The organism is Corynebacterium sp. HMSC30G07, assembly GCF_001806945.1.
Lineage (GTDB): Bacteria > Actinomycetota > Actinomycetes > Mycobacteriales > Mycobacteriaceae > Corynebacterium > Corynebacterium riegelii.
On the sequence record NZ_KV786457.1, the window covers coordinates 54,710 to 69,646 of the forward strand.

Here is a 14,937-nt window from a genome sequence, read left to right on the forward strand (position 1 = left end):
TTTGGCCGTAGGGTTTGGCCGTAGGGTTTGGCCGCAGGTCTTGGCAGTAGGGTTTGGCTGCAGGGTTTGGCTGCAAGCCCGTGTTTCCCACAGATCCGTCCAACCCGCCCGGGCGAGGCCAAAAACGCTCACTCTTTGGCGGGAAAACCACCCCCTCCCACCTGCACACTTTGCGTTTTGAAACGGTTTTACTTTGCATTTCGAAACGGTTTCACTTTGCGTTTTGATATTTCGGAGGCAGCCGCAGACCCAGCCCCGCTCCAGCCCTGGCCCCGCCGAACTACGCCCTGGAAGTAACTCCGATTGAAGGAACCCGTTTGGCGGATCCCGTTTTCGCCGTCTTTTCGGGGTCTAAACGGGGTCCCGGAAACGGGATCTAGCCCACGAGGCACATTTAGGCACTCGCCCCACGCTCTCGCAAACCCCGCAAACCCCGAGCGGAGCACCCCGAACGGAAGAGTACGGATACGCCATGTTTTTGGGGTCTATCCGTAGTGTTCTGCTCGGGGTTTAGCCGTAGACCTAGCTATACGCCCGGGTTTCCCGCAACAACGCCAGTTAGAAACATGGTGTTAGAAACATGGTGTTAGAAACACGGCGTTGTTATGTGACGGCGACTAGCCGTCGTAAACTTATGAGCATGCCCAAGATCACGGAACCGACCGTCGCTGAGCACCGCGCTATGCAACACCGCGCGGTGCTTGAGGCTGCGGAAAGGTTGATCGTTGAGGGCCGCGGCAAGGTGCCGTCACTTGCGGAGGTCGCCGCCAAGGTTGGGCTGGCGCGCCCGAGCATCTACCGCTACGCGTCCTCGCAGCACGACCTGCTGGTGCAGCTTCTCATCACAGCAACTGAGGAGTGGAACGCGGAGCTTGAGGCGAAGATTCAACAGGCACCGCCAGCCCCCAAGGAGCGCATCTGCGCCTACGTCGATGCAACGCTTGAGCTGTTTACGAAGAGCTCGCACGGCCAGCTCATGACGGCAGTGCAGCATATTCCGGAGGCCTTTGCGGACCCGGAGGTGCAGCGCGCGCATGCCGGATTCCAAACAATTGTGGCCAAATTTTGTCCTGGGGTGTCGGCGGTGGACATCTCGCTACTCAACGCCGCGATCCTGCGGGCGGCGGATTTTGCCAAGCAACCGCGCAAACTCGCCGAAGCCAGACAGACGCTGCACACGATGGCCGCGGGCATTGTTGCTGGGTAGGCTTTGTGCATGACGGTTTTGCACTACGTGGATTTTGGCCCGACCAACCCGGCTAACCCGACCAACCCCGAAAAAACGGTTGTTTTTCTAGGCTCCATCGCTTCGACGGTGGACATGTGGTTGCCGCAGCTCAATGCGCTGGCAGCGGAGAACCGGGTTATTGCGATTGACCATCGCGGCCACGGCCTCTCCCCTGACCCAACCGTGGCGCCGGGCGAGACCACCATCACTGATCTGGCACAGGATGTGCTTGACACGCTGGATTGCGCGGGCGTGACCGAGTTCATTGTGGTTGGGCTTTCGCTTGGTGGGGCGGTTGCGCAATACCTCGCTGCAAACTCGGATCGCGTGAAAAAGGCCGCGTTTTTGTGCACCGCTTCCTATTTCGGTGGCCCGGAGAAGTGGAACCCGCGTGCGGAGCTCACTCGCGCCGAGGGCATTGCGCCGATGGCAGATGCGGTGGTTGGGCTTTGGCTTAGTAGCGCATTCGCGACATCCCACCCCGCCACCAACGACGCGTTGCGCCGCATGATTTTAACCACGCGCGGTATCGGCTACGCCTCCTGCTCGGATGCGTTGGCAAAGTGGGATTTCACTGAGGACCTAGCAAAGGTGCAGGTCCCAGTGCTGACCATCGCTGGACCTGATGATGCTTCCACACCGCCCGAGGTGGTCCATGCTATTGGTCAGGCTACGGCTGGGCCTGCGACGGCGGTGACGCTGAGCGCCGGCGCTCACGTTCCTACCGTCGAGGTGCCTGAGGAAGTCACCCAGGCCCTGCGCGAGTTCATCGCCGCATAACGCGGGGAGTTACTTCCGCGTAAAGAAGTTGACCTTGTCCCAGTCCGGTTCCAGGCCCAAACCCGGGCCGGTGGGCAGGCGGACTTCGCCGTTTTCGTACACCAGGTCTTCGGTGGTGTAGGACTCCTTCAGCAGCAGCGGGCCGAAGAGCTCGGAGCCGAAGTTGATCGCAGGCGTCGCGCACGCGAAGTGCAGTGACGCCGCGGTACCGAACGGGCCTTCCAGCGAGGTTGCGCCGTGGCATGCAAGCCCTGCGGCCTCGGCAATCGCAGCGGTTTTCTTCGATTCGATCAGGCCGCCAAGCTTCGTCGTTTTGATCGCCACCACGTCGGCAGCCTTGTGCTGCACCACGGCCAGGGCGTCTGCCGGTGAGCACACTGACTCATCCGCCATGACGGGTACGCCGATGCGGGTGGTGAGTTCGCGCAGGGTGTCCAGGTCGTGGGCTGGGGTGGGTTGTTCGAAGAGTTCTACGCCGGCGTCGGCAAGCCTGGGCAAAAAGCGCAGGGAGGTGAGGCGGTCCCAGCGGGCGTTGACGTCGATACGCAAGCCCACCTCGCCATTGAGTGCGGCCGCAAGCTCGGCGATGCGCTTGGTGTCACGATCCGGGTCGCCCGCACCCATCTTGAGCTTGAAGGAACGGGTGCCGAGTGTCTCGCGGCGCTCCTGGATCTCAGCCAGCGCATCTTCCAGCGGGAGCACGCCAAGCGCCCACGTCACATCCACCGCATCCCGCGCGCGACCGCCAAGCAGGTCGCGTACCTGCACGTTCAGCGCCCGTGCCCACGCATCATGCATGGCAACATCGCATGCCGCCTTGGCAAAACGCATGTTGGCCACGGACCCCTCGAAGTCACGCAGGATGCCAACCAGGTCATGCACCTCACGGCCGATCATGATTGGGGCAAGATACTTTTCGACGATCACCTGCATCGTCTCAACCGACTCCCCACCCCACCACGGGCCACCCGGCACCACGCCTTCACCAAAACCGATAACGCCGCCCTCCAACGTGACACTCACCAGCAAGATCGGCTGCGCCGTTGCGGTGTACGTTGCAAAACCGTGGGGCCTAAACAGCGGGACATCTAGAATCCGCGTTTCAACTCTCTCAATGCGTAGATCACTCATCGTTTGTTCCTCACTGTTCTCACTGCTTCATTCATAGGAAAAGGCCCGCAACATAAGCGCGGGCCTTCATTTTCGGGAGATTACTCCTTGTCCAGGGCGAAGTTGTAGGTAACCTCATCCAGACCGGAATCGCCCGGGGCCGGATCCAGGATCAGCTCCGGCTTCACAGCAGTAGCCACGTCGTTGTCCACGTACTCGCCACCACGGAAGTACAGCTGCGTGGTGATCTCGCGGAAACCCGGCTGCTTCACACGCAGGTGCAGGTGAGCCGGACGCCACGGGTGACCACCGTAAGACGCGATGAACCAGCCAGTCGGGCCGTCGTGCGGAATCATGTACGGAGCCGGCTTGACGGTGGTGATCTCGTACTCGCCGTTCTCGTTGGTCACGATCGTGCCGCGCAGGTTCCACTCCGGAATACCCGGCGCGTACTGGGAGTAGTAGCCGTCCTCATCTGCGTGCCAGAGCTCAACGGTTGCGCCGCCAAGGCCCTTGCCGTCGTTATCGGTGACCTGGCCCTTGAAGATCAGCTGCTCAGACTCGCGGTCCGAGTCGCGCATCGGCATCTCAGTCTTCCACGGCAACTCCGGCGCATTCGGCACGTAGTACGGACCCTCGATCGAACCCTTGGTGCCGGTGTAGTTGTGGCGGTTGTAGTTGATCTCCTCGATCTCGTGCTCAACGAACACATCCAGCCACAGCGGCCACTCACCGTACTCACCGACCTTGATCATCCAGTCCTTGAGCACGCGGTACTCGTCATAGGTCACCTGGTGCTTGTGCGCAACATCAGCAATCGCCTTCAGCAGGTCGGTGTAGATCTCATTCGCGCGCTCCTTGGAGGTATCAGACTTGTAGATCTGATTCTTAAAGGCAGCAGTAGCGGCGTTACCAGAGCCGGCAGCGGTCGGATCCTCGTGAACCTGGTTGTTCTCAGTCATGGTCACTCCTTCGTGATCAAGAAAAGCGTTTCGGGCGGTTAGTAGTGGCGCGGACCACTTCCTGCAAGCAAGTGTTGCCCACCACACAGTGGAATACAAGGACTTCCAGCCCGAACCCTTGGCCCTAAACTCAGGCAAATGGGCGATAAGCTGCGGATTTACAACCCCTACCCCTAACCACTATTAGGTAGACCCCTAGGGGTAAGGGGTATCCAAACCGAAGCGGAAGAGACCAAAGGCTGGCTAGTGTGAATGCATGTCCGATTCGATGTGGGACGCGTCCCAGGTCAGCCGCACCTTGGCGGATTATCTTGCGTCCCTTACCGCGGGCGAGGTGGTCACGGTGGTGCTTTCCGGACACCGTGGCGCTGGTAAGCGTTCGACCGTGCGCAAGGCGCTGGCGCTTCTCCCGGAGTGGCAGTTGGTGCATCGCACGGCAGTAGCAGGTCGGGCGATTGGGAGCTTTTTGCTTGACGACGCCACGCCGACCACCCTCTGCGTCCACAACGCCCACCTCCTGAGCAAGGAGCACCTGCAGGATGTGCTGGGGGATCTTTGCGGAGTCCCAGATCAGCCACGCGCGCTGATCCTCACTGTGGACGCCATGGCTGACAGTGCTGAGATCCGTGCAATCGCGGACATGACGTTTGATATCCCGCCACTGGACACGGAGCAAATTCAACGTTTGGTGTCCAACCGTTTGGGCGCGGAGATCTCTTCACGCACCGCAACGGAGATCCGCCGCGCCACCGGCGGTATCCCGCACCTGGTGCAGCAGGTACTGAGTGTGTATCCCGCGGACCATTGGCGTCAGCCGGATCCGATGATTCGGATTCCGGAGCAATGGCGCGAATCGCTACATCAACGCACCGAAGGCCTGGATATTCAGCCCTTCCTCCTTGCGGCCTGCTTGACCTCGTACGCGGACGCACCTCACTCGTTGGCCCTGCTTGAGTACCTTGTTCCCAACGCGCTGGAGCAGTTCTCTACTGCGGTCAACGCCGGCATCATCGAAGCGCATCTTGTAGACGCACAACGCTTTGTCTATTTCCGGAACATCACGGACCTTGCGGCAATGCGAGCGTCTGCAGATATCCCGTATATGCGAAAACTTCACCAGCATGCTGCAGAGTTCTACGAGCAGCGCGGTGACATGGACGCCGCAACATTCCACTGGGCGATGGGGCGAACAGCCACGAGGTCTGAAGCCTGCGAGGCGCTGCTGCAACGTGCTACTGGTCTTGCCAACGCGGGTCAATGGGAGGCCGCAGCGCGCTTCCACCTCCTTTCGGCTTCCATTGCATCGACTGTGGAAGAGGAACAGCAAAGCAACCTTCGTGCAGTTGAGGCGCTTATCGCTGCTTCTGACATCAGGCAGGCGAAGCTCCATGCCTCAAACTTGGCGTCCTCGCTCAGTAACCCGCGCATCGATTCCATGCGTGCGTACCTGGCAATCCATGAAGGCAGGCAAAGCACCGCCGATCAACTTCTTCATCGCGCTTGGGCAACGGAAGCAGATCCAAAGGCACGAACCGATGTAGCTGTCCGACGCGCCATGTTTCATCTGCATGAGTGGCAGCTAGATCACGTCCTTGCGTGGGACGCGCGAGCGCGCAAAGAAAACGGTGGTGCACCTGCAGCGGAAAGCTACTACCAAGCGCAGCTTGCAGAGAGCGCGCTCAGCGGCCGCGTCGCCCCCTTTGATCCTTTACCCGATGAGCACCATGTCCTGGCATTTCGGCGGGAAATGATGCTGGGCTGGCTTTCCCTAGTTCATGACAACCCCTCGGAGACACGCCAGCGCCTCCAGTTCACCACCCGCATTGAGGGCTCCCACCGGATTTCGCTGTGGATGGACGTCTGGCTCGCACGGGCGATCCTGCTGTTAGGGGAACCATTGGCTGCGCTTCGCGTGGTGGAGCGCGGCTTAAACCGCGTCGAGCAGTTCGGCCTGACCTTTCTTACCGGTCCACTGGTGTGGACGGGCTGCGCCGCTGCATCTATCTTGGGAGACCAAGCTCTGGCCCGAAACTACAGTCAGCGAGCAGGGCTGATTTACGACGTTTCGACGATCCAACGCATCACCTCCCTCATGGCCCAAATGGACACCGCCGTGTTATTGGGAGACGTCAGCGCAGGCGTGCGCGCCGGCAAACAGCTGACGCAGCTGCAGGACACCATCGACTTCTCACAGCCTGGGTTCTGGCCGTGGGAGGACACCTACGCCCGGCTCCTTCTTGCATCGGGCCACACCAAGACCGCTGAGAAGGTTGTGGAGGTAGCTGAGGAGCGAAGCGCGTCCAGCAGTATCGCTTCGGCCCGTGCACGCATCGCTGGGCCGAAGGCGCACCTGCTCATCCAGCGCGGCGATATCAACGCGGGGCTCACCGTGCTTGATAACGCCGTGGAGATGCTGCGGCCATTGCAACTGCCCTATTACGAGGCTCGATTGTTGTTGAGCATGGGGCAGGTGCTGCGTCGCGTCGGTAAGCGGAAGCACGCCGACGATGTGCTTGCACAGGCCGGTGACCTGTTCTCTGCGATGGGGGCTGGCGACTTCCTAGCCATGGCGAACCGTGAGCGGCGAGCCAGTGGTCTGGGCCAGCAATCACCGCAGTTTGCGGGGCTGACCCCGCAAGAAGAGGAGATCGCGCAGGCGGTGGCAGCCGGGGCAACCAACCGCGAGGTTGCAGATGAGTTCTACCTGTCTACAAAGACGGTGGAGTATCACCTGACCCGCGTATACAGGAAGTTAGGCATTCGCTCCCGAAGCGAGTTGCCACGTGCCTTGGCCAACAAGTAGTTCTCAAGCAATCAACCGAAAGGAAAACACCATGTTGTTTCTTGCCCGTATGGACGTGACGTTCCCCGAGTCACTCACCCCTGAGCAGGTCGCTGACTTCCAGGCAGCGGAAAAGCAGTACTCCGGGGACCTGCAGCGCAAGGGAACCATGAAGGGCATCTGGCGCGTGGTTGGCGAGTACGCCAACTACTCCATTTATGACGTTGCTGATAACGACGAGCTGCACCGCGTCCTGTCTGGCTTCCCCATGTACCCGTACATGAAGATCAAGGTGACCCCGCTTGCGGATCACCCCAACGTGACGGACGCGGTGGCGTACTAAACCGCTACTTCAAACGGTGCTTCGGTTGCCTCGCGGACAGACTCAACGGTCTCGCCCGGGGCAACCTCTACAAGGGTTAGGCCCTTCTTCTGATCAACCGTAAACACCGCCAGGTTGGTAATGATCACATCGACGCACTTTGCGCCAGTGAGCGGCAAGCGGCACTCATTGAGCACCTTGGAGTTGCCGTGCTTGTTCACGTGCTCCATGAGTAGGATGACCTTCTTCGCGCCGTGAACCAGGTCCATGGCGCCGCCCATGCCCTTGACCATCTTGCCGGGGATCATCCAGTTGGCAAGATCACCAAACTGGGACACTTCCATCGCGCCGAGCACTGCAACGTCGATTGCGCGGGAGCGGATCATGCCGAAGGACGCCGAGGAGCTGAAGAAGGAACCGCCCGGCGCAACCGTGATGGTCTCCTTGCCGGCGTTGATCAGCTCCGGGTCAACGGCGTCTTCCTTCGGGTACGGACCAACGCCAAGGATGCCGTTTTCGGAGTGCAGCACTACCTCAATGTCCTTGGGCAAGTAGCCCGGGATCAACGTTGGCATGCCAATGCCAAGGTTGACGTACTGGCCGTTTTCCAGTTCTTGTGCAGCGCGTGCTGCCATTTCCTGCCTAGACCAAGCCATTACTCGCTCACCGTCCTGAACTCAATACCAGTCTCCTGCGGGCCTACGTTGACCACTCGGTCCACGTAGATGCCGGGCAGGTTGACTTCTGCTGCGGGGATTTCATCTACAACTTCTTCTGCCTGCACGATTGTGATCTTGGCGCTCACGGCGGCGTCCGGGTTGAAGTTCTGCGCAGTCTTGGAAAACACCAGGTTGCCGTAGCGGTCCGCCTTCGCCGCGTGCACGAATGCAAAGTCCGGGGTCAGGGCGGTTTCCATCACATACTGCTCACCGTTGAACTCGCGAAGCTCCTTCGGCTTGGAGTACTCGGCGATGGTGCCGTCTGGGTTGTAGCGGGTAGGGATTTCACCGGTGGCCAGCGGGGTGCCTACGCCTGCCTTGGTGTAGAACGCCGGGATGCCAGCGCCGCCGGCGCGCATGCGCTCAGCCAGGGTGCCTTGCGGGGTGAACTCCACGGTCAGCTCGCCCTCTAGGTACTGGCGTGCGTATTCCTTGTTGGTGCCTAGGTAGGAACCAATGGAACGTGCGATGCGCTTGTCCTGCAAGAGGAGGCCGAGACCGAAGCCGTCGGTACCCAGGTTGTTGGAAATGATTGTGAGGTCGCGGGCGCCTTGGGCACGTAATGCGTCGATAAGCCGGGCGGGGATACCCACCAGCCCGAAGCCACCGACTGCAATCGATGCACCGTCTTGAATATCAGCGACCGCTTCCTCCGCTGAAGAAACCACCTTGTTGATCATGTGGCCATCCTAACCCCAGTTCGCTTATTGCACAAGGGTTCACAAAGTGAACTTGATGAGGTAGGCTCACATTCATGAAAGAGAGTGACGTACAACTCGTCCAAAGCTTGAGCCGCGGACTAGCGGTTATCCGCGCCTTCGACGGCACTCGCCCACGCCAGACACTCGCCCAAGTAGCTGAGGTCACTGGCCTCCCGCGGGCAACCACCCGCCGCTTCCTGCACACCTTGGTTGCAGAGGGCTTCGCGCGTACCGACGGCACCGTGTTCTGGCTCACCCCCAGAACCCTGGAGCTGGGCTACTCCTACCTCTCCAGCCTGGGACTTCCCACAATCGCCCAACCGCACCTGGAAGCGCTGTCGCACCAGTTGAACGAATCGTGCTCCACGTCCGTCCTCGACGGCACAGACGTGGTGTACGTGGCGCGTGCGGCGGCGAACCGGATCATGAGCGTGAACATCACCATTGGCACACGCTTCCCCGCGCACGCAACATCCATGGGACGCATGCTGCTGACCGGCCTAAGCGAGCAAGAGCTGGATGCGTACTTGGATAGTGTGACGCTGAAACACCTCACGCCACGCACCATCACCAACAAGCACGAGCTGCGCGCAGCAATCCAAAAGGCTGCCGAGCAGGGCTACTGCATCGTGGACGAAGAGCTGGAGCTTGGCCTTCGCTCAGTGGCCTGCCCGGTGACCAACAGCCATGGCCAGGTGGTTGCGGCGGTCAACGTTTCGGCGCACGCTGCGGCGTATTCCCTTGATCGGTTGCGGGACACGCTGCTGCCGCCTCTCAAGGAGACAGCAGACGCCATTTCCAGCGACATTATTACAACCAAGAAATGAGGAAGAACATGTCTGACATTGTGATTTGTAACCCGAAGCGCACCGCTGTGGGCCGCTACGGCGGCGCATTCGTAGGCGTCCCTGTCCAGGAGTTGGCCTCCACTGTGGTCAAGGCAGTGATCGAAGAAGCCGGTATCTCCGGTGCCGATATTGATGACATTATCTTTGGCCAAGCCTCCCCCAACGGCGCTGCACCCGCACTGGGTCGCATCGTTGCGCTAGACGCCGAGCTGGGTATTGAGGTTCCGGGCATGCAGCTGGACCGCCGCTGCGGCTCCGGCTTGCAGGCAATCACTACCGCGGCTGCGCACATCGCATCCGGTGCGGCAGACCTGATCATCGCTGGTGGCGCTGAGTCCATGTCCAACACCGAGTACACCGTGGACGGCAAGATCCGTTGGGGTGCCAAGGGCGGCTCGATGGAGTTGACGGACCGTCTGCAGGAAGGCCGCGAGAAGGCCGGCGGCAAGCACCACCCGATCGCCGGCGGCATGATCGAAACCGCCGAGAACCTGCGCGAAGAGTACTCGATCACCCGTGAGCGCCAGGACAAGGTTGCTGCGGAATCCCACCGTCGTGCAGCAGCAGCCCAGGAGGCTGGTGACTTTGACGCGGAGATCGTGCCGGTTTCCGTCCCGCAGCGCAAGGGCGACCCGATCATTGTGGACAAGGATGAGCACATCCGCCCTAACACCACCGTGGAGTCCCTGGCCAAGCTGCGTCCGGTGATGTGCAAGAAGCTTGAGAGCGCCACCGTAACCGCCGGCAACGCCTCCGGCCAGAACGACGGCGCGGCAGCCATGATCGTGACCACCCGCGAGAAGGCAGAGGAGCTGGGCCTGACCCCGATGGCGGTGCTGCGCGGCTGGGCTGTCGCAGGCGTGGCACCGGAGACCATGGGCATCGGTCCCGTGTCCGCAACCAAGAAGGTCTTCGACCGCGAGGGTCTGACCTTTGATGACATTGATCTCATCGAACTCAACGAGGCCTTCGCCGCCCAAGCACTGGCCGTGCTGGACGCCTGGGGCATCTCCGAGGACGACCCGCGTGTCAACCCAGTCGGCTCCGGCATCTCGCTTGGCCACCCGGTTGGCGCCACCGGTGCCCGCATGCTGGTCACCGCAGCGCACCGCATGCAGCGCACTGACGCCAAGCGTGCTCTGATCACAATGTGCATCGGCGGCGGGCAGGGCTTGGCCGCGGTGATTGAAAAGGCGTAGTCTCGCCACCATGCAGAATTCTGGGAGGGACTACGCCATCGGCGTCGCGTTGATCGTGCTGTGCGCTGCGGCGGTTGTGTTTTTGAGTGGCTCCACCGCCGTGTTCACCGCGATCGCCGGCGCTATCGGCGGTGCGCTGTTCATTATCAAAGGTGTGCAGGCCAGCAACCAGGCCAGCAACCAAACTGGCATTCAGCCCGGCTATCAACCCGGCGGCTACGACCCGCTGAACACTGACATCCCGGATTCCGGCGTGGATTGGGACGCCGAGTACAAGCGCAACTGGGGCTAGCGCTGCTCGCGCTCCATTTTGATGGCCTGGCTGGGGCGCGCCAGCACGCTTCGCTTCGTACCAAGGATCACGCGATCCAGATCCGCTTGGACCGCATCAACATCTGCCGGGTCGTACCGGCGCTCCCTGCGTGCCTTGTGCAGCTCGCGGCTTGCGGCTTTGAGCGCAACTTTCTGCATCTCAAGGGCGCCATCCCGTGCGCGCTCGTAGGCGGCCATGCGCTCGTCGGTGGTCTCGGAATCCAGGAGGCGTTTGTCCGCGATGGATTCCAGCCAGTCCTGCACCATGGCGTAAGCCTCCGGCGCGTGCTCCTGCCCGTGCTCACGCACTGCCCGGCGCGCCGCGGCGTAGGCCCGCTGGTTCAGCTCCTCGTACACACGGTCAGCATCGGGCGCTTTTCTCAGGTCAAGCCTTCCGACGAGCCACGGCAACAGCAACCCCGGCACCACCATCGTGCACGTCAACACTGTCAACGCGATCACAGAAAGCTCGTGGTGGTATTCGGTGGCTGATGGCGGAATAGCCAGCACCAGCGCAAGGGTGACCAGGCCGCGCATGCCGGCCCATGCCATCAGCAGTACTTCTTGTAGCCGAAGCGGGGCGATCTGGGTTCGCCCCTTGCGCTGGTTGAGTTTGTACAGCACCCACATCCAGGCCAAACGCACCGCAAACGCAACGACGGAGAGCACCACGCCAACCTGCACGGCGGCCCAGATGGAAGTGCCGGCGTCATCAATAGCGTCGCGAACACTCATGCCGATCAGGCCGAAGGCAACACCGGTGAACAGCAATTCCACGGTGGCCCAAAAGGAATGACCGGTCAGTCGGTCCTCTGCGGTCATGGTGGAGCGGGACGAAAGCTCCACTGCGGCAATCACAATCGCAATCACACCTGAGGCGTGAATTGCTTCGCATCCTGCGTAGATGGCAAACGGCAGCACCCAGGTAAACGCGGTACGGATCACCGAATCGGGAACGGAGTTAGCAAACAGCGCAGCCAGCCTGCCCACAATCAAACCCACCACCACGGCAACCGCCGCGGCGTAGAGGAACTCAAAGAAGCCTTTGGTGAAGTCCACCTCGCCATGCGCAACCACTGCGGCCATGGCCATGTTGAAGGTGACGATAGAGGCTGCGTCGTTAAACAAGCCCTCCGTCTGCAGCGTTCCGGTAATACGTTTCGGGATACCGGCGGGACCTGCGACCGCTTCCACGGCCACCGGGTCTGGCGGGGCAATCGCTGCAGCGATCACCATTGCAGCGGCCAGGCTCAGTCCCGGCAGGATCCACATCGCCGTAGCGGTCAGTGCCGCGATGGTGAGGAACACCAAGATCACGCTCATGGTCAGCACCACATTCAGCTGTGAGGCGATCTGGCCCCAACTCGTGCGCCTGGCCAGCGACCACAAGAGGGGCGGCAGGAAGATCGGCAAGATCAGGTGCGGGGAAATGGACACTGTGTCAATGCCCGGGATGAAGATGAAGGGCACCACGACAATGGTTAGGAGTGCCGGCCAGGGAATGCCGGTGCGCTCACCAATCGCAGCAACGAAAACGGTGGCTAGCAACAGCCCGATCAGCGCGATAAATGTTCCCACACCGGAATATTTTAGAACCCGCGTTGACACAATAAGCTATAGTCTTTGCTCGGCCTCGAATACGAGACATGTTGTGCGCCCCCGGTTTGGCGGGAAGAGCTGCACGTAAATCTGATTACGCCACCGAAGCCTGATGACGGTGTTCGCGTTGGCGCCGTCAAGAGCCATGGCCCAAGACACACTATGCCTGATCACCGTGCTGTACATGCCGACAATTTTGGGCTCGGCGCAGTCCTGTTCGTGCTCGCCGCAATCGCCACGGTACTGGGGTGGACGGGAACCCGCGCGAAAACCACTACCGAGCCAAGCCCACAGGAGGCCGTCTACTCCCTGTCACCAAACGACACAATCCGCCAGGCGCTGCACATGTTCGTAGACAAGCGGATTTCTAGCGCGCCGCTGCTTAGCGACGACCGCACGCTGGCCGGTTTCGTCTCAGACGGCGACGTACTCGACGTTTGTGCCGGTCGCTGGGTAGCTCAACCGGCCGGAGTCGGAGAGTTGTTTGAAACAACTCCAAACAACTCTGAAACAACTTCGCCTCACATCAACCCAGTAAATGCGCTGTTTCTGCAGCTCAACATAGTTGTTTCGAGTTGTTTTGAGCTATTCTTCTGACGGGCCGGCGTCTCCAGTTAGGTTGAAACCCACCGGACACCTGGCCCCCGCTTAGGGCTATCGTGAGCGATCTTTGCTTTACCCAAATCTCTAAGGTGCCGGAGAAGCCGACTTACCGATTGCCTCTCAACACCTAATTCTTCAGCAACTTCACGAGCATTCAGGGCTTTCCCTTCACGGAGCTGAGCGATAATCCAGTCCTCCGTAGTTACCGCACTGACTACAGGGGAAGCTTCGCCGTCAAAAGCCGTCCTGGCTTGCGCGGACAATATCCATTCGGGAGCATCCCTCAGCTGCTCCAGAAAGCCCTGTCTTGCATACCATCCTAAGGTTTCCTGAGCCTGCGCCTCCGACACCTGCATAAGCCGAGCGGCAGTAGAAGTCATCAAGATCGGGTTATTTGCCAAATGGCGTGTAACCAAGAGACCATTCACGCTATCGAAAATGGGGTCCCCAAATGTTGCACGCAGCTGATATAACGCCTTGATGAAATCTTGATCCACCTCGCCAGAAGGCAAAGTTACTTCAACAAACGGTCCATCAGTGCTCAGGCTCGGGGCCTGCCTGCCGCTTGAGAGCATAGAGACCCACATGCGGTCGAAACCACGCGACGATTCCTCAGCGAGACTCAACTGCCTTAGAGCCCCCATGAGCACTGGATTCCGCGGGATAGATTGGGTGGTCAAAATTCTTTCTTTGCGAACACCCACTGGAAGGCTACCAGGAGACCACACTGTCAAGCTGGTGGGAGACTGGTCTACGACTATTGCTGCGGTAGCTCCCCAGTCGCGGTGCGCGAACGCATTGGAAACAACTTCATCAACCGCCGTTGTCGGGAACGCGGGAATCGGAAACTCCTGCCCATTCGGGAGCTGGACTCGAGCTATCTCCTGAGATGTGTGGTCCTTGATGAGCGCACGGAGCCGTTCCGAAGCTGTAATTAACGGTGCCGAGATCTCGGTCACCTTTGGATCACCACTGGGCACCTCCCGAAGAAGGTAACGAACCACCGACCGGTTATGTAGCGGCTGCATGAAGAGTATTTCCGCCGCGAAAGTCAGTCTCCCATCGGGCTTGAGCAGGCCTAACTCACTGCATAGTTCGAGCCCCGTCCGCGGAACCGGTGACCCGTCTCCCAAGGCTTTCTTCCGATTTGCCAGGAGGACTCTCGCCCGTTCAACGGCTTGTGAGTCCAAGTCTTCAGGCCCTCGCCGCGACGCCATAGCACTGAAATCTGGATTGGCACGTGCCAGATGGATACTCCGACGCTCGTCTTCCCCCAGTGGGACACAGCTTTTCCCTACGCGCTTACTCGCTTGACCTTTGGATCGTTGGTAGAGCGCCATCCCTCGCGGAACACGCAAGATTATCAAGCGCACGTTGCACCACTCGATGTCAAAAGCCTCTACTTGGATATGCGGCTGGGTCTTGCTGTAGATCTTCTCCACCAACCAGTCGCAAGCACGGTCAGTTCCAGTAAACGCAGATGGTCCCGACTTCTTGTCATTAACGCCAAGGACGATATATGCGACTCCGCTATCCGCGTTGGAAAAGCAAATAACTTCGTCGACGAGAAATTCTATTAAGCCCGCATCGGGATTCTTATTCATCGGATGCACAGCGGGATCTTCTTTGAAGTCCAATATCTGAGATTCCCTACTGCCAGCACTCTCACCAGCTTCAATCGCAGAAAGCGCTTCCCTTACAACCTCAAACTCCGCATCGACCATGCAATGAGAATAACAGGAATAATGCACGAGTTGTTCGAAACAACTCCA

Annotated in this window: 14 protein-coding genes; 8 read left to right on the plus strand and 6 right to left on the minus strand. The window is 60.0% G+C overall.

The features are described 5' to 3' along the window. Positions 1–640: 640 nt before the first annotated feature. Both HMPREF3104_RS04610 and HMPREF3104_RS04615 read left to right on the plus strand, forming a co-directional pair. Positions 641–1,207, plus strand: coding sequence for a TetR/AcrR family transcriptional regulator (locus tag HMPREF3104_RS04610; protein WP_070494602.1), 567 nt, complete (start codon positions 641–643; stop codon positions 1,205–1,207). A gap of 9 nt (positions 1,208–1,216) precedes the next feature. Continuing rightward, positions 1,217–2,008, plus strand: coding sequence for an alpha/beta fold hydrolase (locus tag HMPREF3104_RS04615; protein ID WP_070494576.1), 792 nt, complete (start codon positions 1,217–1,219; stop codon positions 2,006–2,008). Positions 2,009–2,017: 9 nt separating this feature from the next. Here the strand turns inward: HMPREF3104_RS04615 and HMPREF3104_RS04620 are convergent, their stop codons facing one another. Continuing rightward, on the minus strand, positions 2,018–3,139 hold the full coding sequence (locus tag HMPREF3104_RS04620; RefSeq protein WP_070494577.1) for a muconate/chloromuconate family cycloisomerase: 1,122 nt from the start codon (positions 3,137–3,139) through the stop codon (positions 2,018–2,020). A gap of 80 nt (positions 3,140–3,219) precedes the next feature. Next, the gene (gene catA, locus HMPREF3104_RS04625; RefSeq protein ID WP_070494578.1) at positions 3,220–4,080 is read right to left on the minus strand and encodes a catechol 1,2-dioxygenase; all 861 of its coding nucleotides are present in this window, start codon (positions 4,078–4,080) and stop codon (positions 3,220–3,222) included. Between the two features lie 256 nt (positions 4,081–4,336). On the opposite strand from catA, the gene HMPREF3104_RS04630 reads away from it, so the two are divergent. Further along, positions 4,337–6,883: a helix-turn-helix transcriptional regulator gene (locus HMPREF3104_RS04630; RefSeq protein WP_070494579.1), complete on the plus strand. Its 2,547-nt coding sequence runs from the start codon at positions 4,337–4,339 to the stop codon at positions 6,881–6,883. Positions 6,884–6,914: 31 nt separating this feature from the next. Continuing rightward, positions 6,915–7,205, plus strand: a complete 291-nt coding sequence (catC, locus tag HMPREF3104_RS04635; protein WP_052205826.1) for a muconolactone Delta-isomerase — start codon at positions 6,915–6,917, stop codon at positions 7,203–7,205. On the opposite strand, the gene HMPREF3104_RS04640 is transcribed toward catC, so the two are convergent. Both HMPREF3104_RS04640 and HMPREF3104_RS04645 read right to left on the minus strand, forming a co-directional pair. Continuing rightward, positions 7,202–7,840, minus strand: a complete 639-nt coding sequence (locus HMPREF3104_RS04640; protein ID WP_052205825.1) for a 3-oxoacid CoA-transferase subunit B — start codon at positions 7,838–7,840, stop codon at positions 7,202–7,204. The genes catC and HMPREF3104_RS04640 overlap by 4 nt on opposite strands. After that, positions 7,840–8,583, minus strand: a complete 744-nt coding sequence (locus tag HMPREF3104_RS04645; protein WP_070494580.1) for a CoA transferase subunit A — start codon at positions 8,581–8,583, stop codon at positions 7,840–7,842. The genes HMPREF3104_RS04640 and HMPREF3104_RS04645 overlap by 1 nt, the downstream gene beginning before the upstream one ends. A 74-nt stretch (positions 8,584–8,657) precedes the next feature. On the opposite strand from HMPREF3104_RS04645, the gene HMPREF3104_RS04650 reads away from it, so the two are divergent. Genes HMPREF3104_RS04650 through HMPREF3104_RS04660 form a run of 3 tightly spaced genes read left to right on the plus strand, consistent with a single transcriptional unit; the run spans position 8,658 to position 10,943 of the window. Beyond that, positions 8,658–9,431: an IclR family transcriptional regulator domain-containing protein gene (locus tag HMPREF3104_RS04650; protein ID WP_070494581.1), complete on the plus strand. Its 774-nt coding sequence runs from the start codon at positions 8,658–8,660 to the stop codon at positions 9,429–9,431. Between the two features lie 8 nt (positions 9,432–9,439). After that, positions 9,440–10,651 carry an acetyl-CoA C-acetyltransferase gene (locus tag HMPREF3104_RS04655; RefSeq protein WP_070494603.1) on the plus strand — a complete coding sequence of 404 codons (1,212 nt, stop codon included), beginning with the start codon at positions 9,440–9,442 and terminating at the stop codon, positions 10,649–10,651. A 10-nt stretch (positions 10,652–10,661) separates the two neighbouring features. Further along, the gene (locus tag HMPREF3104_RS04660) at positions 10,662–10,943 is read left to right on the plus strand and encodes a hypothetical protein (protein WP_070494582.1); all 282 of its coding nucleotides are present in this window, start codon (positions 10,662–10,664) and stop codon (positions 10,941–10,943) included. On the opposite strand, the gene HMPREF3104_RS04665 is transcribed toward HMPREF3104_RS04660, so the two are convergent. Beyond that, positions 10,940–12,541, minus strand: coding sequence for a cation:proton antiporter (locus tag HMPREF3104_RS04665; RefSeq protein ID WP_070494583.1), 1,602 nt, complete (start codon positions 12,539–12,541; stop codon positions 10,940–10,942). The genes HMPREF3104_RS04660 and HMPREF3104_RS04665 overlap by 4 nt on opposite strands. Positions 12,542–12,724: 183 nt before the next feature. On the opposite strand from HMPREF3104_RS04665, the gene HMPREF3104_RS04670 reads away from it, so the two are divergent. Then, positions 12,725–13,159 (plus strand): CBS domain-containing protein, encoded by a 435-nt coding sequence (locus tag HMPREF3104_RS04670; protein WP_070494584.1) that lies wholly within the window; start codon positions 12,725–12,727, stop codon positions 13,157–13,159. A gap of 17 nt (positions 13,160–13,176) precedes the next feature. Here HMPREF3104_RS04670 and HMPREF3104_RS04675 read toward each other — a convergent pair whose 3' ends face one another. Continuing rightward, complete coding sequence (locus HMPREF3104_RS04675) at positions 13,177–14,889, minus strand: RNA-binding domain-containing protein (RefSeq protein ID WP_070494585.1); 1,713 nt, start codon at positions 14,887–14,889, stop codon at positions 13,177–13,179. Between the last annotated feature and the right edge of the window lie 48 nt (positions 14,890–14,937).